Genomic DNA, 21,874 nt, shown 5'->3' with positions numbered 1-21,874 from the left:
AGGATGGCGAACGCCTGGAGCAACTGGTCGGGCTTCGTCACGGCTTCGCCGAAAGTGATCGCGACACCGGCCGATGCCGGCGAACTGGCCGAGCTGGTGCATTCGGCGCCCGGTCCGTTGCGAGTCGCCGGCGCTGGCCATTCCTTCACGCCGCTGGTGCAATCCGACGGCACCATCGTCTCGATGGAGAAGATCGCAGGGCTCGTCTCGCACGATGCCGAGAACAGCGGGGCGCGGGTGCGGGCAGGCACGCGGCTCGGCGACCTGATGCGCATCCTGCAGAACATCGGCCAGGGACTGCCGAACATGGGCGACATCGACCGCCAGGCGATCGGCGGCGCGCTGGGCACGGCAACGCACGGCTCCGGTCCGACGCTCGGCGCCTATCATACGCAGCTGGAGGCGGTGCAGTTCGTCGACGGACAAGGCAAGCTGCGCGAGTTCAGCCGGGCGAGCGGCCAGGACATGATCCACGCCACGGGTGTCGCGCTCGGCGCCTTCGGCATACTGACCGAAGTGGCGATGAACAACGTCGCGACCTACCGGCTGCGCCGCCGCAAATGGGTGCTGCCGATCGCCGACATGCTCCAGAACTTCGAGACGATGATGGCCGCGCATCGCTCGGCCGAGTTCTACTACATCCCGTTTTCCGGCTACGCCCAGTTCATTGCCAGCGACTTCAGCGACGCAGCACCCACGCCGCGGCCGACCGAGGATGACGAGGAGGGGCTGGCGACGCTGCGCAAGCTGCGCACCGTTTTGCGCTGGTTGCCGTCGCTGCGCCGCGCGCTGATCAGGGGTGCGGTGAAGAAGGTGCCCTCCGAGGATTATGTTCAGGACTGGCTCAACGTCTACGCCAGCGACCGTCGCACCAAATTCAACGAGATGGAGTACCACCTGCCTTACGAGGAAGGTCCGAAGGTATTGGCCGAGATCATCGCGCTGACGGAAAGGCACTTTCCGGAAGTCTATTTCCCGATCGAGGTGCGTTCGGTGGCGCCCGACGAATTCTGGCTTTCGCCCTTCTACAAAAGGCTGACCTGCTCGATCGCCATCCATCACGACGCGGCAAGCGACCCGCTGCCCTTCATGCGTGCCGCCGAACCGATTTTCCGCAAGTATGGCGGCAGGCCGCATTGGGGCAAGATGCACAGCCTGAAGGCGGCGGATTTCAAGAAACTCTATCCGCGCTGGGATGACGCGATGGCGGTGCGGCGCGAAATCGACCCCGAAAACCGTTTCGTGTCGCTCTATATGGCCGGCCTGTTCGGCATCCAACAATGAGCGCCTATTTCGCGGCTCTGTCCGATGCGCTGAAAGCCGTCGACATTTTCCGGCCCTGCCTTGTGCTCGACCGCGACCGGCTGGACGGCAACATCGCGCTGGTGAAGCAGAGGCTGGCGCCGGGTCTCGCCGTGCGCTTGGTCGACAAGTCGCTGCCTTGCATGCCGCTGCTTTCGCATATCGCCAGGGCGCTTGGCACCAACCGCTTCATGACGTTCCATCCGCCGGTGACGCAGGCCGTGCTCGATGCCTTTCCCGAGGGCGACCTTCTCTATGGCAAGCCGATGCCCGTCGGTGCCGCCAAGGCAGCACTGACCAGGGGCGGCGCCGGCTGGTGGTCACGCGTCTGCTGGCTGATCGATACACCTGCGCGGCTGGCCGAATATGGCGCTTTGGCCGCCGCGCTCGACACCGAACTGCGTGTCGCCTTCGAAGTCGATGTCGGCCTGCATCGCGGCGGCTTTCATGATCCCGCCGAGATCAAGACGCTGACGATACCGGCGCGCCTGCGCTGCGAAGGCATCATGGCCTATGAGGCGCATGTGCCGGAGATACCAGGCTTGTTCGGCGGCGCGGCCAAGGCGTTGAAGCAGGCCTCGGCCAAGGCTGCGGACTTCGTAGCTGCCCTCGACCCGGACCAGCGCCGCATCCTCAACATCGGTGGCTCGAAGACAGCCTTGCTGCATGGTGGCGGCGTCGCCAACGAAGTGTCGATCGGCTCGGCCTTCATGCTGCCCAGCGACTTCGACACGCCCGGCCTCGGCGGCTTCCAGCCGGCGGCGTTCATCGCGACGCCGATCCTCAAGGCGCTCGATCCCGCGCTGCCCGGTCCGCCGGTGGTTTCCCGCACGCTGCAGGCGCTCGGCCTCTTCCCGCGCAAGGGGTGCTATCTCTATGGCGGCAAGTGGATGGCCGAGCCGGTGTTTCCCGAGGGGATGAGTCCGAACGGGCTGATCGGGCTCTCATCCAACCAGCAGTTCATGGCTCTGCCGGCGAGCGCGGAGGTGAAGCCCGGCGACTACGCCTTCCTGCGGCCGACACAGAGCGAGGCCGTGCTGCAGCATTTCGGGGCAATTGCGGTGTTTGCCGGCGGGCGGATCGTGGAGTTCTGGCCTGCGCTGCCGATGGGGTGAGGTTGTCGTATCGGCGCTCGCCATTGGCGCCTGCATCCGCGACGTCGTCATTCTAGGGCGGAGCGACGCGAAGCGGAGTGCAGACCCTAGAATCCATGCCGTTCCGCCTACCGTAGAACGAATACGGTTCAGAAGTAGGTATCTTATGCCGGCGTTTCGGTGCCACGGTCCGCACCGTTGCGGCGCTCATAAGTCCCGGCATGGATTCTAGGGTCTGCGCGCGTCGCTTCGCTCCTTGCTCCGCCCTAGAGTGACGAAGTTGTGAGGCGCCTCGTCGCAACCAGTTTATTGACTCAGTCAACTAAATGATTGATCCTGTCCAGGACAGGAGGAATTCCCATGACGGTCCACGACCACCCCGGCAAGGAACGCATCGACGCGGTGCGCGCCTTCAACCGCTTCTACACCCGCCAGATCGGCGTGCTCGACGAAGGCTGGCTGAAAAGCACCTTTTCGCTGACCGAGGCGCGGGTGCTTTATGAGCTTGCCCATCGCGACGGGCTCGTCGCGAGCGACCTGGTGCGCGACCTTGGTCTCGATCCCGGCTATGTCAGCCGCCTGCTCAAAAAATTCGAGGAGCGCGGCCTGGTCGAGCGCGAAGCCACCGAGGCGGACGCGCGCCGCGCCTCGATCGCGCTGACGCCGGCGGGCAGGGAAGCCTTCGCGCCGCTCAACCAGGATTCGCACGACCAGGTGCGCGCGCTGCTCGGTCGCCTGGCGCCCGTCGATCAGGAGCGGCTGGTCAAGGCCATGCGCATCGTTCAGGACCTGCTCGGCGACAGGCCCGGACCCAAGGTGCCCTACATCCTGCGGCCGCTGCAGGTTGGCGACATCGGCTGGGTCACGCGCCGCCAGGGCATGCTCTACGCCCAGGACTATGGTTGGGATGAAACCTACGAGGCGCTGGTTGCCGAAATCCTCGGCGAGTTCGTCAAGAATTTCGTCCCGCAATCGGAGCGCGGCTGGATCGCCGAACGCGAGGGCGAGGTGGTCGGCTCGGTCTTCGTCGTACGCAAGTCGCCCAAGGTGGCCAAGCTCAGGCTCCTCTATGTCGAGCCCTCGGCACGGGGCCTGGGCATCGGCCGGCGGCTGGTCGACGAATGCATCGCCTTCGCGCGTGCCAAGGGTTACAGGACGCTGACGCTCTGGACCAACGACATACTGGGCTCGGCCCGCCGCATCTACCAGGAGGCAGGCTTCAAGCTGGTCGACGAAGAGCGCCACCATTCTTTCGGCAAGGATCTGGTTGGCCAGACCTGGAATCTGGAGCTTTAAGGCCTTCCCCTTCTTCAAAGCTTCACCGATCGCTAACCATGAATGCATCGCATAGCTGACATGTAAGTTTGCCGGCTTATGGCGCAAAGCATCCACTTGAATAGTAAGCACGCTTATTATATGTACCGCTCATGGTTTCAGATGGTGTCGACAGGTTGGGATTTTTGATCCACGACGTGCAGCGCTTGATGCGCAAGCGCTTCGAGGTGCGCGCCAGTGGATTGGGTCTTTCCTCGGCACAATGGCGGCTGCTCGTCCGCGTGGCCAAGGAGGCCGGCGTCGCGCAGGCGCGGCTTGCCGAACTCCTCGAAATCGAGCCGATCAGCGTTTCGCGCCTGGTCGACCGGATGGAGGAGGGCGGCTGGATCGAACGCCGCCAGGACGCGACCGACCGGCGCGTGCGCATGATCTTCCCGACGGAGAAGGCAAACGCGGCCTATGCCGACGTCAAGAGCCTGGCCGGCGAGGTCTATGAGGAATCGCTGACTGGCGTCTCCGCGGAAGAACGCCGCGTCCTGATCCGGGTGCTCGACACCATTGTGCAGAACCTGACGGATGGCGAGACGTCGTCCCTGGAAAAGATCAAGAATACGGAAGGCGCAGCAGCATGAACGCGGCAGCCAAGATAGAAGACGACAACGTCACCAAGCTGAATGCGCCGGCGCAGCCGGTTGCCGAAGCGCCGGCGCAGCCGGCGGCCGCTCCGGTCGCCGTGGCGCCCGAGCCGCGGCCGGCGCCGGTCGCGCCGAAGAAGAAGCGCCGCATCGGCCGCATGCTTTTGATGGTGGCCTTGCCGTTGGCGCTGCTTGCCGGCGGCTCGTATATCTGGGTGACCGGCGGCCGCTACCAGGAAACCGAGAACGCCAATCTGCAGCAGGCCAGGATTTCCGTCGCCTCCGACACGGCCGGCCGTATTGTCCAGGTCGGCATCGCCGATAACCAACTGGTCAAGCAGGGCGACCTTCTCTTCGTCATCGATCCCGAGCCTTACAGAATTGCGCTGGCCCAGGCCGACGCCGCGGTCGCCGCCGCGCGCCTCAATGTCGAGCAGCTTCGCGCCGCTTACAGCCAGGCGATGGCGCAGGAAAGGTCCGCCAGCAGCGAGGTCGACTATGCGCAGTCGCAATATGGCCGCGCCGCTGATCTCGCGCAGAAGGGCATCAACGCCAAGTCGTCGCTCGATCAGGCCCGCAACGACCTCGACAAGGCCAAGCAGCAGCTTGCGGTCGCTCAGCAGGGCATCGTCAGCGCCAAGGCTGCGCTCGGCGGCAACCCCGACATCGAGGCGGACAGGCATCCGACCGTGATGTCGGCTTTGGCCGCGCGCGACAAGGCCGCCTACGATCTGGCGCAGACCACGGTGAAGGCGCCGGCTGACGGCATCATCTACCAGGCCGCCTCCTTCAAGGTCGGCCAGTATGTTTCCGTCGGCACGCCGCTGTTCGCGCTGGTCGAGTCCGGCGACACCTGGATCGACGCCAATTTCAAGGAGACCCAGCTCACCAACATGAAGCCGGGCCAGAAGGCCGAGATCGTCGTCGACACCTATCCGGGCCGCACCTTCGAGGCGACCGTCAAGGCGATCGGCGCCGGCACGGGCGCGGAGTTCTCGCTGCTGCCCGCGCAAAACGCCACCGGCAACTGGGTCAAGGTCACGCAGCGCATTCCGGTGCGCCTGGAACTGACCGATCCCGACGCCAAAATGGCGCTGCGCACCGGCATGAGCGCAACGGTCACCGTCGACACCGGCGTGGCGCGCGGCCTGCCGTCGATCTTCGGCCACGCCACGGCGGGGGAGCACGCGCAGTAACGACAGCGAGGTCCGCCGGGATCCGGCGGGCAAAGCAGGGATTGGTCCGATGGGAAGAGTGGCAAGGATCGGCAAGGCAAGCCCACTGGCGGCTTGCTCGAAAGCTGGGGCCTTGGCGCGGACCCGTCGGTCCTCAGGTTTCCGGGCGGCAGGCATCCGCTCCAACAGAGACTTTCGGTCGATGTAACCCCCACATCGATAGTCGCGTCCCACCGCGATGAAGGTCTCTCAACGGAAGGCTTTGCCGCCCGGAAACCTAGAGTCGGATGATTTCAGGTCTGTTCGACCTGAAATCTGAATCCGCCTCTAAATCAAAGAGATAGAGCATGATGTCGTCCGAAGACCGCTTCACACTTTTCGGCATCATGCTCTAGTGTACACGGTTTTGTTACCTGCTGGAAGTTCAGCATCATGAGCACGCCCGAACCCTTCAAGGAAGTGCCGCATCGCGGGCTGATCACGGTCGCGCTGATGCTGGCGACGATCATGCAGGCGCTCGACACCACGATCGCCAATGTCGCGCTGCCGACCATGACCGGCGACCTCGGCGCGTCGCCCGACAACATCAACTGGGTGCTGACCTCCTATATCGTGGCTGCGGCTATCATGACGCCGGTCACCGGCTGGCTCGCCGACCGGCTCGGCCGCAAGGAGCTGTTCCTGGCCGCCGTCGTCGGCTTCACCATCTTCTCCATGCTATGCGGCCTTGCCTGGAGCCTTGAGACGATGGTGCTCTTCCGCCTGCTGCAGGGCGTCTTCGGCGCGGCCATCGTGCCGCTGTCGCAGACTTTCCTGCTCGATATCAACCCCAAGGAACGCCATGGCCAGGCGATGGCCATCTGGGGCGCCGGCATCATGCTCGGGCCGATCCTTGGGCCGACGCTCGGCGGCTGGCTCACCGAGAACTTCAACTGGCGCTGGGTGTTCTTCATCAACCTGCCGGTCGGCATCCTCGCCTTCCTCGGCATGGCCGCCTATCTGCCCGTCATCGCCAAGCGCGTGCGCGGCTTCGACTTCTTCGGCTTCGCCATGCTCTCGCTCGGCGTCGGCGCGCTGCAGCTTCTGCTCGATCGTGGCGGCGAGGTCGACTGGTTCAACTCGGCCGAGATCTGGATCGAGTTCGCTCTCTCGCTCACCGGCTTCTGGGTGTTCATCATCCACACGGTGACGGCCGAGCATCCCTTCATCGATCCGAAGATTTTCCTCGACCGCAATTTCGTGACCGGCCTGGGCTTCATCTTCGTCATGGGCGTGCTGATCCTGGCCTCGATGTCGCTCCTGCCGCCGATGCTGGCCAACATCTTCGGCTATCCGACGGTCACCATCGGCGTCGTGCTGGGGCCGCGCGGCATCGGCACGATGATCTCGATGCTGGTCGTCGGCCGCATCATGCACAAGATCGATGCACGCATCCTGGTCGCCTTCGGCTTCCTGCTCACCGCGCAGTCGCTCTACACCATGGCAAGCTTCACGCCGCAGATGGACAATTGGCTGATCATCTCCTCGGGCGTCGTCCAGGGCCTCGGCATGGGCATGGTGTTCGTGCCGCTGTCGACGGTCGCCTTCGCCACGCTCGACGCGCGCTACCGCACCGACGCCACCTCGCTGTTCAGCCTGGTGCGTAATCTCGGCTCGTCGATCGGCGTCTCGGTGGTTGCGGCGCTGATGGTGCGCAACACGCAGATCAACCACACCGAGCTTTCGGCCTTCATCAACCCGTACAACCCCAACCTTTGGGCCGCCTCGCCGGCGGCCGCTGGCGGAGACCCCGCGGCACTTTCGCAGGTCGACCGTGCGGTGAATGCCCAGGCGATGATGATCTCCTACATCAACGACTTCAAAATCCTGATGGTGATGACGCTGGTCGCGATTCCGTTCGTGATCCTGCTGCGCAAGCCGAAGGCCGCGCCGGCAGGTGGGGCGCCGGCGGCGCATATGGATTGAAGCGGCCCGCCCTGTCCGGGGCAGGTCATCGTAAAAGTCATGTTCAGCGGCCGAGCACCAGCGCCCAGTAGCGCAAGGCAGGATCGGCGCCGTCGCGCACATAGGCCAGGCCGAAGCGGCTGAAGTCCGGGTCGAGCATGTTGCGGCGGTGGCCATCTGAATGCATCCAGATGTCGAACAGCTTCTCAAGGTCGAAGCGCCCCTCGGCGATGTTCTCGGCCGCGGCGCCGTGCACCCCATTGTCCATCATGCGCGAGGCGAAATCCTTGCCCCAGCCGGTGGTGTGGCTCATGCGCTCCCGCGACGCCATATAGCCGGCCTGCTGCAGCGCTGCCTGTTCGAGCTGCGCGTCGGGTGTCAGCGCCGGCAGGCCAGCGGACGTGCGGATTGTGCTCAACGTGGCTGTGGCGGAGGACGACACGCCGGCGCCTTCGCCGGTCGGCACCGTGACGGTGCCGCAGGCTGCGATGCCGGCAAGCGCTGCAAGGCCGGCGGCCTTGAGCAGTGTGCGGCGGTTCAGATCGGGGAGGGCTGTGATCGAGATGCTCATCCGGCCTCTGATACCGGCGATCGTGGCTTTTGCCGGGCGGGCGATGAAAATCGCGTGACGCGCGACATTCCCCGGAAGATCGGCTATGATCACGGCGTTCTTGAAATGGCAGCCATGGGCGGCCATCCAGGCGGTGACCGCCCCGCTTTGATTTTGGAGCATGATTCCTTCCGAGACCGTTCGGTTTCGGGGTCATGCGCTGACAAACGGAGGACGGCTATGGCCGGTTTTCATGTCATGACGGACGCGCACGGGATGCATGCGCAGCCCACGGTGCGCCACATCACCACGTCGGATCTTTGGGATGCGTTGCGCCTCGGCGCCGAGGATTTCTGGGCCAAGCCTTCGCACTATGTGTTCCTGTGCCTGATCTATCCGATCGTCGGCGTGATCCTGACGCGATGGAGCTCGGGCTCGAACGCCATCCAGCTCGTCTATCCGCTGATGTCGGGCTTCGCGCTCATCGGTCCGTTCGCTGCCATCGGCCTCTATGAGATCAGCCGCCGGCGCGAGCTCGGCATGAGCAGCCGCTGGCACCACGCGCTGGACGTGCGTCATTCACCGGCGCTGCCCTCGATCGCGGTCATCGGCATCCTGCTCTTCGCGCTGTTCCTGCTGTGGCTGTTCACCGCGCAGTCGCTTTACACCAGCCTGTTCGGCGCCGAGCCGCCCGCCTCGGTCGGCGCTTTTGTGCGCGACGTGCTGACGACCGGCAAGGGCTGGACGCTGATCCTCGTCGGCAACGCCGTCGGCTTCGTTTTCGCCGTTGTCGTTTTGGCCACCACGGTCGTCGCCTTCCCGCTGCTGCTCGACCGCGATGTCGGGGCCGTCTCGGCGATCGAAACCTCGGCCCGCGCGGTGATGGCCAATCCGCTGACGATGGCGCTGTGGGGCCTGACGGTCGCGGTATTGCTGGTGGCCGGCTCCATCCCGCTGTTTGCCGGGCTTGCCGTCGTCATGCCCGTCCTCGGCCACGCGACCTGGCACCTCTATCGCAAGGTGGTCGAGCCGGAGCAGATCCGGCCCGTCCGCCGGCCGATGTAGGAAAAAACAGCCGCACGCGGTTGCCGGTTATCTTTGCGCTTCGGTTGCCATCCTCAACGCCAGCGCCGTCAGCACCGTGCCCATCATCCAGCGCTGGACGACCAGCCAGAATGGCCGTCCGGCAAGGAAATTCGCGATCGAGCCCGCCGTCACCGCGATGACGGCGTTGACGGTGAGGCTGATCGAAATCTGGGTCACGCCGAGCACCAGAAGCTGTGACAAAACTTGGCCCTTGGCCGGATTGATGAACTGCGGCAGCAGCGACAGATAGAGCACCGCGACCTTCGGGTTGAGCAGGTTGGTCATCAGGCCCATGACGAAAAGCTTGCGTGGTCTGTCCCTGGGCAGCTCGCGGACCTGGAAGGGCGAGCGCCCGCCGGGTTTGAGCGCCTGCCAGGCGAGCCACAACAGATAGATCGCGCCGGCGAAGCGCAGCGCATCATAGGCGTAAGGCACGGCGAAGATGAGCGCGGTGATGCCGAAGGCTGCCGACACCACATAGAACAGGAAGCCCAGCGCCACGCCGCCGAGCGAAATCAGCCCGGCCTTCGGCCCCTGAGACAGCGAGCGCGATATCAGGTAGATCATGTTCGGACCTGGTGTGAGCACCATGCCGAGGCAGATCAGCGCAAAGGTCAGGTGGTTGGCGGCGTCGGGCACGGCCTGATCTCCAGCGCCTGCGGCACGGACGGTTCGATGCCGGCGAGCATCGGGCTTGTGCCTTGTGCCGCGAGCGGGCACAAGGGCTTGCGGGCGCCGGCTGTTGCGCCAGGGCGGGCAAATGCCCGCAGGTGGTGGGTAGTCTCGGCCTGCTTCCTTGGCCACGTCCATATGGACGTCGCTGCGCTGCGCAGCTCCAAACGGAGGATGTCTCCAGGCCTTGGTAGCCTTCTACTCACCGACGACCGAGGCCGCCGGACGAGGCGAGACTATAGGATCGGCATGACGAAGGACGATCTTCCAGGCGTTTTCCTCCCGCCGAAATATAGTCGTGGTTCGAAGTGCTATCGGCACCAGTTTGTCACTGCCGCCGACCTTGGATCGGACCCGCTCGATCTCAATGATGTAACCCAAATCCGTCGTTGCGTACTCGGAGATGCGCTCAAAGCCGATAACCTCGCCGTCCCGGTAGTTGGTAGCGGCACGGTCCATCGTTTCGGCGGCGTTCCTCCATCCTTTGGCCGGCGGGCCGAATGGATTGGCGATGACGACGTCATCCCGTTGTGAATAGAGACTTTTCAAAGGCTCGGGGTCGCCCTTGACGAAGGCATCAATGGCTAAATGATCCTGCTCGATGAGTTTCGCGAGGTCGGCCAGCATCTCAGCATCCTCAGATGATAGGGAAAGAGGATACTATCTGAAGACCAGCCCCTAGTCCTGCCTTTTCACTTCTTGGTACGCCAGCATCCGTCTATGGCTTACCCAACCACCCGCAGGTTCGACAATTCGTTCGCAATTTCCTTGAAATTGTCCGACAGCGTCGCGCCAGTCGCGTTCCAGAACAGCTTGGCCGGTTTGCTGGGGTCGGTCGGGTCCTTGCGGAAGCGGGAATCGGAAGAGCAGGCCTTCAGCGCAGCCATCGCCTTCTGGTCGCTTGAACTGGTCGACGACATGTCGAGCGCCACCGTCATCACCATGATGTTGCCAGCCTTGGCGTTGTCGCACAGCTTCGCCATCTGCTCGTTCATCGCGGCGGTGTAGTTGCTCGACGAATAGTTGAACTGGCCGATGGCGCTCGACGTGCCGCCGAACAGGCGGGTGACCGAGGTGCCGTTATAACCGACGCCGGTGTAGCCGTAGGCGGCATAGGTCGACTTGTTGCCGGCCGGGTCGGAACTGACCGTCGAATAGGTGTTCTCGCCGTCGGTCAGCACGATGACGACCTTGTCGTTGCCACGCTCGGTTTCCGGCCGCCCCTCGGTGAACGGCGGGGCGCTCGACACGGTGCGCCAGCCCCAGGCCATACCTTCGGGCACGTTGGTGTTGCCGTTGGGCTGCATCAGGTCGATCGCCGCCTTGATGGCCGCAAGCCCATCCGTCTGCGTGACGTCGGTGAGCGGCGTGATCGGCGTGGTCGTGCAGCTGTAATTCGGGCCGGCGCCCTTCGACAGCACCGGCGCATCGATCGGCCGGGGCATGAAATACTTGGCCATGTTGGACTGCCTGGTCTTGCCGGTCGTGCTCGACGGATCGTCGTTCCACCAACTGTTGGCGGCGCCGTAGGTGATCGGGTTCGGCTCGTTGGGATCCTGCGTCACTTTCCAGTGGTTGCCAGGTTCGTCCGGCGCGAACATCGGCACGAACATGGTTGCCGGGTCGCCGACGCCAACGCCCGTATTGTTGGGGCCACCGGAGGCCGGCGTGTCGTCGATATTGTAAGGGTAGGGCCGGACCTCCAAGCAGCCCTGCCAACTGGCGAACGGCCCGTAGGTGTCGTTATAATCGTATTCCGTATGGCTGTGCGAACATGTGTGGTTCGAGCGATATGTGTCGCAGACAGTGCGCGCGCTGCCGACGACACGTTCGTGGCTGGTGACGACCTTCATATCCCGATAGAGCTCGAAGCGGGTCAGTATCTGGTCTTCCTCCGCGCCCCAGCCGGTGCCCTTTTTGTACCAGATGCCGTTGATCTTCTGGGCATATTTGTCGGGGGCGTTCAGCGTCGACCAGTCGAAATTCTCATTGGCGATCGGCGACAACCCGTAGGTGTCGATCCAGGAGGCGTTGTCGTTGTCCGGCCCGACATTGACCGAGGCCGCGAACGGCACGAGGCTGAACTGGACCGGCTTGTCGATCTGCTTGATCTGCGCTGCCTGCTGCGCCAGCGTGTCGACAAGCTGCTTGGCGGCCTGCTTGAGCAGGTCGATGCGCTTCTGTCCCGAGCCGGTGCCGGGCGTTGTCATGGAGCCCGAATTGTCGAGCACCATCGCCACTTCCAGCGTGTTCTTCAGCCGCACCTGGGAATCCATGTCGAGGTTGATCGATTTGTTCGCATCGATTGTGGATGCGCCGACGAGCAGCGAGGAGGACGGATAGAAGTAAGGGTGGTAGTTCAGCGTCGCGCTCATGGTGAGCAGGCCGCCACCGGCCTGGCTGGTGGGCAGCGTGACGTCGAGCGATATGTTGGCGGGGTCGATGTTGTTGAGATTGGCGTTGAAGAAGTCGACCGCGTAGGCTCTGATCTGATCGTCCGTCGCACCTTCGGCAAGCCGCCGCGCCGCGGCGAAATTGGCGGCGTCGAGCGCATTCAGCACCATCTGCTTCTGGCGGTTGAGCTCGCTGAAATCGACGGCCATCGCCACGGCTCCCATCAGCGGCACCATGGCGATTGCGGTCAAGAGGGCGTAGTTGCCGCGGCGGTCACGGCAGAATTGATGCCAGAATTTGCGCATTGTTCTTGAAGCGGCCCCCCGCCGGTGGATTCTCTGTCGGGCCACACTTCCACAAAACGCTGAAGGACCGGTTTGGTAAACCGGTCGATTGCGCGACAGCGATTTCACCGACCGCTAACCAAACCATTGCCCGCGGCATGCCGCCCGACGAAAAACGCCCGCCTTGCGGCGGGCGTCGTCGATCGTTTGTCGTGCCGCTCAGCTGACGATGCGCAGGTTCGACAGCTCGTTGCCGATCGCCTTGAAGTCGTCCGACAGTGTCGCGCCGGTCGAGTTCCAGAATAGTTTCTTAGGCTTGCTGGGGTCGGTTGGGTCCTTGGCGTAGCGCGAGTCCGACGAGCAGGTCTTCAAGGCTGCCATCTGCGCCGCCTCGGCCGTATTGGTGGAGTCGAGGTCGAGCGCGATGGTCATGACGATGACGTTGGCGGCCTTCGCGTTGTTGCACAGCGTGGCCAAATGCTCGCTCATGGCCTTGGTGTAATTGGCGTTCGAATAATCGGTCTTGCTGACGTTGGTGCTGGTGCCAAGGAATGGCCGGCCATAGGTGTAGGTGCTTCCGAACGGCTTGGTCTGGCTGCTCGAGCCGTTGCCGTAGGCAAGATATCCCAGGGCGGAATAGATGGCCTTATTGCCGGCAAGGTCGTTGCCTCCCTGGTTCCAGTTCGAGCCAGAATAGCTTTGCGCTGTCACCGACGTTGGCGTGTAATAGGTATTGGCGCCGTCGGTGAGCACGATCAGCACCTTGTCGTTGCCTTTTTCGGTCTCCGCTCGGCCGTCGGTGAAGGGCGCGGTACTGGAAAGCGTGCGCCAGCCCCAGGCCATGCCTTCCGGAACATTGGTGGCGCCGACATCGACCATGGCATCGATCGCGTTTTTGACCGTGGTGGCGCCGGCCGTGGTGGAGACGTCGGTCAGTGGCGTGATCGCGGTCGTGCTGCAGCTGGCGTTCGGGCCGGCATTGCTCCCATAGGCGGAGGTGACCTTGGTGCCGTAGTTGAAATATTTCGGCATGAATTTCTGGCGCGTCGGGTTGTCGGTGCTCGTCGTGACGTCGAGATGCCAGTTGTTGTTTGCCGGCCGGGAGCTGCTATCGGTATTGTCGGTTTCGTCAGGCGCGAACATCGGCACAAACAAGGTGGCCGGCGTCGCGCCCGAGGCGGCCGTATCCTGGATGTTGTATGGATAGGGACGCGATTCGACGCAGCCGCTCCAGGTTGCGATCGGGGCGTAGGTTATGTTGGACGTGCAAACGTTGTTCCGGTCTTTGGTGCACGCCGAAATTCGCTGCATCCATTTGTAGAGCGAGAAACGCGTCAGCGGCTTGTCCTTCTGGGAAGCGTCCCAGTCTGTGCCGCGCGCATACCAGATGCTGCCGACCTTTTCGACGTATCTCTGCGGCCAGGGCGAGTTCGCCTGGGTCATCGTCGTCCAGTCGAAATTCTCGTGCTGGATGGGCGAGATGCCGTCCTGGTCCATCCACGTCGCCGACGAATTGGCGGGGCCGACATTGACCGAGGCGGCGAAGGGAACCAGGCTGAATTGTACGGGCTTGGAAACTTGCTTCATCAGCTGCGCCTGGCCGGCAAGCTGGTCGACAAGCTGCTTGGCGGCGCTCTTCAGAAGATCGAACCGCACCTGGCTCGAGCCATGGCCGAGTTCGGCCATCGAGCCCGAATTATCGAGCACCAGCGACACTTCCAACGTGTTCTTGAGGCGGATTTCAGATCTGGCCGAGAAATTGACGTTCGTCTGGCCCGGGGTTCCGCCAAGCAGCATGACTGCCGCCGGCAGGAAGTAGGGCCGGTACGTCAGGGCGGCCTCGAGAACCAGCGTGCCGCCGCCCGCATTGTTGTTCGGCAAGGTGACCGCGAGCGTGGTGTTTGCCGGAAGAACGTGCCTGAGATTGGCCTCGAAGAATGTTTTGGCATAGGCCTTGGCATCGGTATCGCTGGCGCCGGCGACGATCTGCTGCGCCGTTGCGATGCCGGCGGCATCCAGCGCGTTCAGCGTCTCCTGCCGCTCGCGCACCAGCTCGGTATAGTCGACCGCCAACGCCACGCCGCCCATCAGGGGTACCATCGTGATGGCCGTCATCAAGGCATAGTTGCCCCGTCTGTTGCGTAGGAATTTGCGGATCAATGCCCTTAGCCCCCGCCAGGATCCTGTAGGTTCTAGCCTACCATGACCATGAATCGTTAAATTTTAGACCTCTCGAAAGCAGCAAGATCGCGCGGTCCTTTGACGAGGCATTAACCCTATGCGGCGCGAGAAGCCGTCGACGGCCGATGCCGGAAAGCTGGTGACAGGACGAAGCGCTTCGGTTATGCGGAGCCGACTGCGGCGCGCCTTGGCTTTGCATCAAGGCAAGGACTAAAAGCGCGTCGCTGGAATCCGTTTCAACGCTTTGTGCTTTAAGATAAAAATCAGGGACACGGCATGGCGGATTCGCCTGACATCATCGCTTCGCTCGACGATCTGGCGGGACGCTACGCCGCCATCCTGTGCGACGTGTGGGGCGTCGTGCACAATGGCGAATGGCACTTTCCGGCCGCCGCCGCCGCACTTGCAAGGGCGCGCGCGGCCAACGTGCCTGTCGTGCTGATCACCAACGCGCCGCGCCGCAGCGCCGACGTCGTCGCCCAGATGAAGCTCATCGGCGTTCCCGCCGATGGGTACGACCGGGTCGTTACCTCCGGCGACGTGACCCGCGACCTGATCGCCGACGGTCCGAGGCAGATCTTCCATATCGGCCCCGACCGCGATTTCACGCTCTATGACGGGCTCGACGTCGATCTCGTCGAGGAATTCGAGGCCTCCGGCATTGTCTGCACGGGGCTCTATGACGATGAGGTGGAAAAGCCCGCCGACTATGCCGAGCTGCTGCAGCGGCTGCGTGCCCGCAACCTGCCGTTCATTTGCGCCAATCCGGATATCCTGGTGGAGCGCGGCGAGCGCACCATCTGGTGTGCCGGCGCGCTCGCGCGAGATTACGCACAGCTGGGAGGCCGCACGCTGATTGCCGGCAAGCCTTTCGCGCCGATCTACGATGTCGCCATGAAGGAGGTCGCGGGCCTGCTCGGCCGTGCCGTCGAGCGCAGCGAAGTTCTCGCCATCGGCGACGGCATGATGACCGATGTCAAGGGCGCGGCCGACAACGGCTTTGACGTGCTCTACGTCTGGGGCGGCATCCACGCGCGGGAGCATGGCGACGATCCTGAAAGGCTGGCTGGCTTCCTCGAAAAGCACGGCTACCGGCCGGTCGCCGTCATTCCGCGTCTGCAATAGGTTGATGATCTGGCCATGACGGGCGCCTCGACATGACGCAAGCCTTCGAACGTCTTTCCGCGGTCGCGCCGCTGCCCGCGCATCTGCGCGGCGGCGTCGTGGCGATCGGCAATTTCGACGGCGTCCATCGCGGCCACCAGTCCGTGCTGGAGCGCGCGCTGACCGAAGCCCGCCGCAACGATGTACCCGCCTTGGTGCTCACCTTCGAGCCGCATCCGCGCAAGGTGTTCCGGCCACAGGTTCCGCTCTTCGTGCTGACGCCGCCGCCGATGAAGGCGCGGCTGCTGGCCGGACTTGGCTTTGCCGCTTTGGTCGAACAGCCGTTCACGCGCGATTTTGCCTCGCTCTCGGCCGAGGCTTTCGTGACCGATGTGCTGGAAAAGACCCTCGGCATCCGCCACGCCGTCACCGGTTTCGACTTTCATTTCGGCAAGGACCGCCAGGGCGGCCCGGCCTTTCTGATGGCGGCGGGAGAACGCCATGGGTTCGGTGTGACGCTGGTCGACGCCTTCCGCGATGAAGGCGCCGAGGTGATCTCGTCAAGCCGCATCCGGGAACTGCTGGCCGACGGCCAGGTGGAGGAGGCCGCCGGCCTGCTCGGCTATCGCTTCACCGTCGAGGCGGAAGTGATCGGCGGCCAGCGGCTTGGCCGCACGCTCGGCTTCCCGACCGCCAATATGCGGCTTTCGCCGGAAGCAGCCTTGAAGGAAGGCATTTACGCCGTCCGCTTCCGTCGCGCCGACGGCACGCTCCATGACGGCGTCGCCAGCTTCGGCCGCCGCCCGACGGTCGATGACAATGGCGCGCCGCTGCTCGAAACCTTCCTGTTCGACTTCTCCGGCGAACTCTATGGCGAGACCTGCGAGGTGTCGTTCTTCGGCTTCCTGCGCCCGGAGATCAAATTCGACGGCCTCGACGCGCTGGTTGCGCAGATGAAAAAGGACGAGGCCGAGGCGCGGGCGCTGCTGGCGGGCGTGGGCCCGCTGTCGCAACTGGACGCCGCGATAGCGTTCTAGATCGTCTTTTTCAACGCCAGCCCGATGGCGATGAGGCTCCAGCCCTGGAAGACAAGGTCGATGGCCAGAAACATGCCGAGCACCCACAGGCTGTTGACCGGCCAGCGCATGGCGATGATCAGGCCGAGCAGAATTGAGATGATGCCGGCCGTAAGCAGCCAGCCCCAGCCTTGCTCCGGCCGGTGATTGAAGGCGACCCAGGCTCTCAGCAACCCAGAGGCGACCAGCGCGATCGCGAGCAGCAGCGTCAGCACCGCCGACGCAAGCAATGGGTTGTCGAAGGCGAAGAAGCCGGCGACCGCATAGAGCAGGCCGCTCGCGAGCCAGTAGAAGAACCGTCCCCAGGTCTTGACGCCAAAGGCATGGATGATCTCGATGGCGCCGGCCATCAGCATCAGCCAGCCGACCACATAGACCGAGGCCACGGTGGCGATGAACAGATTGCCGAAGGCGATGCCGCCGAAGATCAGCAGCAGCACGCCGAGCGCCACGAACCATCCCCATTTGTCCCGCGTTTGGCCGATTGCGTCTTTCAGGGCGTCACCTTGCAAGGTCATGATGTCTCTCCCTCGGATATCGCCGCGCCACTTGCGGTTGAAGGAGGGTAATCCCGGGGATATCTTACGTCCAGCGAGCAGGGCGGCAGTGCGAAGCGCGGGGCCGCTGTCGTTAGCTGGCGGGTCGATCGGCCGGCTTCGGACGGTTGAAAAATATCGGAGGGCATTCGGCAAACCTTCAGCCTCGCCGAGGCTGGACTTCGTCGGTGAACGGCGCAAGCGCCGCCTCCAGCGTCTCCCGGCCAGCCTGCTCCCAGCTTCGCGCCACGAATTCGCCGGCCTTCGCCTCATACGAAGCGCGGGCCTCGGGCGAGGTGATCCACCGCCGCATGGCGTTTTCCCATCCTTCGACGTCGAGCGGATCAAGGCAGAGTCCCAGCGGACCGACCACTTCGGCGATGGCTCCGCCCGTCGAGGCGATCAGCGCCTTTCCGTAAGCCAGTGCCTCGACGGGCGGCAGCCCATATCCTTCATAGAGCGACGGGTACACGCAGAACGCACTGTTCCGGTAGAGGAGGGACAATGTCCCGTCGTCGACGTTGTCGAGATGAATGAGGCTTTCGCCATGGTCGGGATGGCTGTGAAGCTTCGCCAGCACGTCGTCGACCATCCAGCCCCTGCGTCCGACGAAAACCAGCTTCATGCCGCTATGCGCGACCGTTCCGTCCAGGACGAGGCGCCGCCAGACATCCATCAGCAGCGAATGGTTCTTGCGTGGTTCGATGGTGGAGACGAACAGGATATAGCGACCCGCCTCAAGTCCGTCCGGCAGATGGCCGTCCGCCTTCGATTTGCGGGCACTGTCGCAGCCGAGGGAGACCTGTTTCAGCTCCGGCAGGTGGATGCCGAGCCTGGCGGCATACTCCCCGACATCGGCGGTGACACGCTTTGAAGTCAAGATGAAGCGGTCCGCCAGCCTGATCGCCAGATTCACATAGTCCGTGAATCTCCTGACGTCATGCGGCTTGTACCATTCGGGAAACTGGATCGGAATGATGTCGTTGAGCAGCACGATCAGCTTTGCGCCGGCCGAGCGGCACTCGCGCGAGATGACCTCGATATCGGTGTGCGCCCAGTCATTGTTCATCAAAAGCAGATGGTCGCCGGGCGCCAGGCTGTATTTGTTGCCGGCGACCGTGCGGAGCGGGACGATCCGGACGCGCCAGCCGTCGTCGCGAGCGATCAGCCGCCGCTCGGTTCCCTTCATCAGCCGGTTTTCGATCCGCTCGAGGAAGTGAAGAAAATTACTGCCAGGATTGTGCCGGCCGAACGCGCCGATTTCCGTTATCAGGATCCGGCGCGGTCTTATGATCGCCATGAGCAACTGCCGTGCCCAGTTCGGCCAGCGGTCGTAAAACCGCATCTTGATGCGGGCAGGGTCCGGATAAAAACTCATGTCGCACGAAATGTCGCCGGCGATGATTTCCGCCGCCGTTCGCGCCGAAACCTGTCTGAGGATCCGGTCGATGGGGTCGAACACCGTGAACGCCACCTCGCAGGCCTCGAGCGCGGCCGCCACAGCGCCGTAGTGCCGCTGCACGCGGACCAGGCCCACCGGAGGACCGAGCCAACGCGCCATGCTCGATAGATCGACGACAAGTCGCATCAGTTGGGCCGCATCAGTTGGGTCGCATTTTTGCAGGGCGCGCGATCGTCCTGAGCCAGGCCAGTCGAAGTCCGAACGCGAGCGTTCTGAAAGAAGGAGCACCGGCAACCGCGAGCAGCAGCAGCTTGCAGGTGATGGCCAAGGGTATGCCTGGGGTTCGCAGCAGCAACTCGATGTCGCGTCTTTCCAGGCTGGAGATGTTGACTCCGGTGGCGGCGCGCCATGCCAGAAAGGCTTCGATGGCTTCTGCGGGTTGGTCGCCTGCGTCGAACGGCTCGGCGCGGGAGCGACGCAACAGCGCCGACTGTCTGGCCAGCGCCGCGGCCGCTTTCTGCTGATCTTTCTTCACGCGCGACACCTGCCCGGGGTGGGAGCGCAATTTCACGAGCCGCCCATCCATGTTGGCCAGTTTTCCTGTCTCGGAAAGCCGCAGCCACAGGTCGTAGTCCTCGGCATAGGTGAATGCGCGACGGAAGCCCCCCGCGCGCTGGACGGCCTCGGTCCGGAACATCACCGTCGGGTGAAGCATGGGATTGTATCCGGCAAGCGCATCCCGCAACTGCCCGTTGCCGATGGGAACGTCCATCGGCCTCAACGGTTTTCCGTCCCGGTCTATTTGCAATCCCGCCGTACCGAGCAGCTGCAGGTCGGGATCGGCGGCGAAACACGCTACCTGCAGGCGCAGCCTGTCGGGCAGCGAGACATCGTCGCAATCCATGCGCGCCACAAGTGGGGCCCGCGCGAGCGAAATCCCCAGGTTGAGCGCATCGACGATCCCCTGGCCGCGATTGACGACAAGTTTGACGCGGCTGTCGCGGTCGCCGATCGACCTCGCGATCGCGGCGCTGTCGTCGGACGATCCGTCGTCGATGACGATGACTTCGATATCCGCCAGATCCTGGTCCAGGATGCTTTGCAAGGCTTCGCCGAGATACGGTGCGCCGTCTCTCACCGGAATGATCACACTTACTGTCGGCAACTGAACTCCCTTGCGATAGTCGGGGCGTGATCGACCGTTAGATTGTCGAATGGCATGGCGGCGGCGTCCGCCCGGTCCCAAAGTTCCATCATCGTGAGAACTGCAAATCTCTTTGCCGCGCCGACGCAGGCGAGACCGACAGCATCCAAGTCTCTTGATAACGGGCTATATACAGCATATTCGTCTTTTCAACACGACCAACATTTAAGCGCCCCGCTTTGTTTGTTTGAGTGGAGAAGTCTGGGGCGCACCCGGGGTCTCTCTGCGTCGATCTGGCTTGGGGAGGCGGCGCTCCGGAACATGCGATGAAAATCTGCTGCGCAATCTCTGCCCTCTTTATGAACGGAGGGCTGCAAAGAGATTGTCTCAATATCAGCGACCGACTGGTCGGGCGCGGCCATTCCGTCACAATCCTGACGACACGCCAGGTAGGTCACGTCGAAAGTTCGGCGACGATAAGGGTCCAGCCGGCACGCGTCATCTCCAATCCGGGCACCGAATATGCGCTGGGAAAGACGCTTCTGATCGCCAGGCGGGACTTCGACTGCGTGGTCGGTTTCAACAAGATGGCGGGCCTGGATATCTATTATGCCGGCGACCCGCCTTATTTTGCCTCGAAGCTTGGATGGTGGCGGCCGTTTTCGCCCCGCTTCATCCGCCAGCAAAAACTCGAATCGATGATTTTTGCCCCTGGCAACGCCGTGCAGATCATCGCGCTCAGCGAACACCAGGCAGCGCTTTACCGCGATTTCTGGCGAACGGAAGAATCCCGCATTCATGTCGTCGGACCGACGCTCGATCCGAAACGCCGCAGGCCGGAGTTGCTGGCCTGCGACCGCAATGAAATCCGCGACCGCTTCGGGCTTCCCCGCGATGCCGTCATTGCCTTGAGCATCGCCAACAGAATGAAGGTGAAGGGCCTCGACCGGGCGGTAAATGCCCTTCAGCCGTTCGCGAACATCCATTGGCTGGTGGCCGGCCTTCGAAAAAACAGCGAGGAGGAAACCAGGCTTCGCGGTCTGATTGCCAGATCCGGTATGTCGCAACGGGCCACCCTGCTGGGTATCCAGGAGGACATCCCGGCCATTGTGGTCGCGAGCGATTTCATGCTGCACCCGGCTCGCCTGGAAAATACCGGCACGGTGATCCTCGAGGCTCTTGCAAACGGCCTGCCCGTCATTGCATCGGACGCCTGCGGATATGCAAAATATGTCGAGGCCAGCCGGGCGGGACTGGTCGTCGCCAATCGCGACGATCCCGAAATCTGGCGGCAGGCAATCCTGAAAGCCGGCAACCCGGCGATCCGGGCCCAATGGCAAAAGGCGGCCTTGGCCTATGGCTCGTCGACGCCGCTGACCGGGGGACTGGAAGCAGCTTGCGATCTGATAGAGACGTCGCGCCGCAACAGGCGTGTTGGCTAGTTTTTCGTATAGTCAGGCCCAAACCGTGTCGGCAGGCCGTCGGCGAATTTCAACCAAGGGAGCTTCTCCTCAAAAGCGACATGCAGCGTGGGTGAAAATTTTTCCGGCTCCTCCATCGCTGCGGCAAAAAAATGCATGACGCCGGACATGTTCGTCGAGCGGAAGGACAGCGGCGAGCCACAGTGATCGCAAAATGTTCTTTCCACACCGGAGAAGAGTTGAATACTTTCGGGGGCTTGCCCAACCATCGCCAGTGGCCGTCCAAGACGCCAATATAGGTGGTCATCGGCGCGGAACATTGCCGCCGACAACTTTCACAATGACAGACCACGCATGCTTGTGCCGGGCCATCGACTTCAAAAGCAATAGCGCCACATAAGCAATGACCGCGCATGCAAATTCTCCTTGAGTCGACTGACCTGACCAATAATTTGTACCGGGCGCAGTGAGAGAGTCGCCATGAGATACGCCGAGCTGGCGCTCAATTGCGACATTCGGAGCTGGCGATTGTGCTCGCATGCGCAAGGAGAGTTCGCCCGTCGGTTCCGATGTTACCGATTTTAAGTCAAATTTTACCG

18 protein-coding genes and 1 pseudogene are annotated in these 21,874 nt (G+C 63.2%); 10 read left to right on the top strand and 9 right to left on the bottom strand.

Going from position 1 to position 21,874, the window contains the following annotated elements:
- Positions 1-3: 3 nt before the first annotated feature.
- The 6 genes from RFM68_RS17230 to RFM68_RS17205 all read left to right on the top strand — a co-directional run bounded on the left by RFM68_RS17230 (position 4) and on the right by RFM68_RS17205 (position 7,446).
- Entirely contained in the window at positions 4-1,284 is a 1,281-nt protein-coding gene (locus RFM68_RS17230) for a D-arabinono-1,4-lactone oxidase (protein ID WP_320234196.1), read from the top strand.
- Positions 1,281-2,417, top strand: coding sequence for an alanine racemase (locus RFM68_RS17225; RefSeq protein WP_320234195.1), 1,137 nt, complete (start codon positions 1,281-1,283; stop codon positions 2,415-2,417). Before RFM68_RS17230 ends, RFM68_RS17225 begins: the two co-directional genes overlap by 4 nt.
- Before the next feature lie 339 nt (positions 2,418-2,756).
- Entirely contained in the window at positions 2,757-3,692 is a 936-nt protein-coding gene (locus RFM68_RS17220) for a bifunctional helix-turn-helix transcriptional regulator/GNAT family N-acetyltransferase (protein ID WP_320234193.1), read from the top strand.
- A gap of 131 nt (positions 3,693-3,823) precedes the next feature.
- Positions 3,824-4,303, top strand: coding sequence for a MarR family winged helix-turn-helix transcriptional regulator (locus tag RFM68_RS17215; RefSeq protein WP_320234192.1), 480 nt, complete (start codon positions 3,824-3,826; stop codon positions 4,301-4,303).
- Positions 4,300-5,502 (top strand): HlyD family secretion protein, encoded by a 1,203-nt coding sequence (locus RFM68_RS17210; protein WP_320234191.1) that lies wholly within the window; start codon positions 4,300-4,302, stop codon positions 5,500-5,502. Before RFM68_RS17215 ends, RFM68_RS17210 begins: the two co-directional genes overlap by 4 nt.
- A 411-nt stretch (positions 5,503-5,913) precedes the next feature.
- The gene (locus RFM68_RS17205; protein WP_320234190.1) at positions 5,914-7,446 is read left to right on the top strand and encodes a DHA2 family efflux MFS transporter permease subunit; all 1,533 of its coding nucleotides are present in this window, start codon (positions 5,914-5,916) and stop codon (positions 7,444-7,446) included.
- 43 nt (positions 7,447-7,489) lie between these two features.
- On the opposite strand, the gene RFM68_RS17200 is transcribed toward RFM68_RS17205, so the two are convergent.
- The gene (locus RFM68_RS17200) at positions 7,490-7,996 is read right to left on the bottom strand and encodes a CAP domain-containing protein (RefSeq protein ID WP_320234376.1); all 507 of its coding nucleotides are present in this window, start codon (positions 7,994-7,996) and stop codon (positions 7,490-7,492) included.
- A gap of 219 nt (positions 7,997-8,215) precedes the next feature.
- Here RFM68_RS17200 and RFM68_RS17195 point away from each other — a divergent pair, with 219 nt between their 5' ends.
- Positions 8,216-9,040 (top strand): DUF2189 domain-containing protein, encoded by an 825-nt coding sequence (locus RFM68_RS17195; RefSeq protein WP_320234189.1) that lies wholly within the window; start codon positions 8,216-8,218, stop codon positions 9,038-9,040.
- 27 nt (positions 9,041-9,067) lie between these two features.
- Here the strand turns inward: RFM68_RS17195 and RFM68_RS17190 are convergent, their stop codons facing one another.
- From RFM68_RS17190 to RFM68_RS17175, 4 genes are all read right to left on the bottom strand, one after another.
- Entirely contained in the window at positions 9,068-9,700 is a 633-nt protein-coding gene (locus tag RFM68_RS17190) for a LysE family translocator (protein WP_320234187.1), read from the bottom strand.
- A 231-nt stretch (positions 9,701-9,931) separates the two neighbouring features.
- Positions 9,932-10,360, bottom strand: coding sequence for a YybH family protein (locus tag RFM68_RS17185; protein ID WP_320234186.1), 429 nt, complete (start codon positions 10,358-10,360; stop codon positions 9,932-9,934).
- Between the two features lie 98 nt (positions 10,361-10,458).
- A complete protein-coding gene (locus tag RFM68_RS17180; protein WP_320234185.1) occupies positions 10,459-12,432 on the bottom strand; it encodes a TadE/TadG family type IV pilus assembly protein in 1,974 nt (657 codons plus the stop codon).
- A gap of 198 nt (positions 12,433-12,630) precedes the next feature.
- Positions 12,631-14,526 carry a pilus assembly protein TadG-related protein gene (locus tag RFM68_RS17175; protein ID WP_430694873.1) on the bottom strand — a complete coding sequence of 632 codons (1,896 nt, stop codon included), beginning with the start codon at positions 14,524-14,526 and terminating at the stop codon, positions 12,631-12,633.
- Between the two features lie 342 nt (positions 14,527-14,868).
- Here RFM68_RS17175 and RFM68_RS17170 point away from each other — a divergent pair, with 342 nt between their 5' ends.
- Positions 14,869-15,717 carry a TIGR01459 family HAD-type hydrolase gene (locus RFM68_RS17170; protein WP_320234182.1) on the top strand — a complete coding sequence of 283 codons (849 nt, stop codon included), beginning with the start codon at positions 14,869-14,871 and terminating at the stop codon, positions 15,715-15,717.
- 32 nt (positions 15,718-15,749) lie between these two features.
- The gene (locus RFM68_RS17165; protein ID WP_320234180.1) at positions 15,750-16,733 is read left to right on the top strand and encodes a bifunctional riboflavin kinase/FAD synthetase; all 984 of its coding nucleotides are present in this window, start codon (positions 15,750-15,752) and stop codon (positions 16,731-16,733) included.
- Here the strand turns inward: RFM68_RS17165 and RFM68_RS17160 are convergent.
- From RFM68_RS17160 to RFM68_RS17150, 3 genes are all read right to left on the bottom strand, one after another.
- Positions 16,730-17,290 (bottom strand): HdeD family acid-resistance protein, encoded by a 561-nt coding sequence (locus RFM68_RS17160; RefSeq protein ID WP_320234178.1) that lies wholly within the window; start codon positions 17,288-17,290, stop codon positions 16,730-16,732. The genes RFM68_RS17165 and RFM68_RS17160 overlap by 4 nt on opposite strands.
- A 178-nt stretch (positions 17,291-17,468) precedes the next feature.
- Positions 17,469-18,896, bottom strand: a complete 1,428-nt coding sequence (locus RFM68_RS17155; RefSeq protein ID WP_320234176.1) for a glycosyltransferase family 4 protein — start codon at positions 18,894-18,896, stop codon at positions 17,469-17,471.
- A 13-nt stretch (positions 18,897-18,909) separates the two neighbouring features.
- Positions 18,910-19,875 carry a glycosyltransferase gene (locus RFM68_RS17150; RefSeq protein ID WP_320234175.1) on the bottom strand — a complete coding sequence of 322 codons (966 nt, stop codon included), beginning with the start codon at positions 19,873-19,875 and terminating at the stop codon, positions 18,910-18,912.
- A 230-nt stretch (positions 19,876-20,105) separates the two neighbouring features.
- Between RFM68_RS17150 and RFM68_RS17145 the strand changes: the two genes are divergently transcribed.
- Positions 20,106-21,296, top strand: a complete 1,191-nt coding sequence (locus RFM68_RS17145; protein ID WP_320234174.1) for a glycosyltransferase family 4 protein — start codon at positions 20,106-20,108, stop codon at positions 21,294-21,296.
- Here RFM68_RS17145 and RFM68_RS17140 read toward each other — a convergent pair.
- A pseudogene (locus tag RFM68_RS17140) lies at positions 21,293-21,690 on the bottom strand (GFA family protein). The gene RFM68_RS17145 and the pseudogene RFM68_RS17140 overlap by 4 nt on opposite strands.
- Positions 21,691-21,874: the final 184 nt, after the last annotated feature.

It is taken from the genome of Mesorhizobium montanum, from assembly GCF_033977145.1.
Taxonomy (GTDB): domain Bacteria; phylum Pseudomonadota; class Alphaproteobacteria; order Rhizobiales; family Rhizobiaceae; genus Mesorhizobium; species Mesorhizobium montanum.
The sequence above is the reverse complement of the archived record's forward strand: the minus strand, read 5'-3'. Positions and strand labels throughout refer to the sequence as shown.

What these genes read in the sequence shown, in the direction of transcription:
- RFM68_RS17230 (WP_320234196.1), top strand. Translation starts at nt 4, where the DNA reads ATGGCGAACGCCTGGAGCAACTGGTCGGGCTTCGTCACGGCTTCGCCG.
- RFM68_RS17225 (WP_320234195.1), top strand. Translation starts at nt 1,281, where the DNA reads ATGAGCGCCTATTTCGCGGCTCTGTCCGATGCGCTGAAAGCCGTCGAC.
- RFM68_RS17220 (WP_320234193.1), top strand. Translation starts at nt 2,757, where the DNA reads ATGACGGTCCACGACCACCCCGGCAAGGAACGCATCGACGCGGTGCGC.
- RFM68_RS17215 (WP_320234192.1), top strand. Translation starts at nt 3,824, where the DNA reads ATGGTTTCAGATGGTGTCGACAGGTTGGGATTTTTGATCCACGACGTG.
- RFM68_RS17210 (WP_320234191.1), top strand. Translation starts at nt 4,300, where the DNA reads ATGAACGCGGCAGCCAAGATAGAAGACGACAACGTCACCAAGCTGAAT.
- RFM68_RS17205 (WP_320234190.1), top strand. Translation starts at nt 5,914, where the DNA reads ATGAGCACGCCCGAACCCTTCAAGGAAGTGCCGCATCGCGGGCTGATC.
- RFM68_RS17200 (WP_320234376.1), bottom strand. Translation starts at nt 7,996, where the DNA reads ATGAGCATCTCGATCACAGCCCTCCCCGATCTGAACCGCCGCACACTG.
- RFM68_RS17195 (WP_320234189.1), top strand. Translation starts at nt 8,216, where the DNA reads ATGGCCGGTTTTCATGTCATGACGGACGCGCACGGGATGCATGCGCAG.
- RFM68_RS17185 (WP_320234186.1), bottom strand. Translation starts at nt 10,360, where the DNA reads ATGCTGGCCGACCTCGCGAAACTCATCGAGCAGGATCATTTAGCCATT.
- RFM68_RS17180 (WP_320234185.1), bottom strand. Translation starts at nt 12,432, where the DNA reads ATGCGCAAATTCTGGCATCAATTCTGCCGTGACCGCCGCGGCAACTAC.
- RFM68_RS17175 (WP_430694873.1), bottom strand. Translation starts at nt 14,526, where the DNA reads ATGACGGCCATCACGATGGTACCCCTGATGGGCGGCGTGGCGTTGGCG.
- RFM68_RS17170 (WP_320234182.1), top strand. Translation starts at nt 14,869, where the DNA reads ATGGCGGATTCGCCTGACATCATCGCTTCGCTCGACGATCTGGCGGGA.
- RFM68_RS17165 (WP_320234180.1), top strand. Translation starts at nt 15,750, where the DNA reads ATGACGCAAGCCTTCGAACGTCTTTCCGCGGTCGCGCCGCTGCCCGCG.
- RFM68_RS17160 (WP_320234178.1), bottom strand. Translation starts at nt 17,290, where the DNA reads ATGACCTTGCAAGGTGACGCCCTGAAAGACGCAATCGGCCAAACGCGG.
- RFM68_RS17155 (WP_320234176.1), bottom strand. Translation starts at nt 18,896, where the DNA reads ATGCGACTTGTCGTCGATCTATCGAGCATGGCGCGTTGGCTCGGTCCT.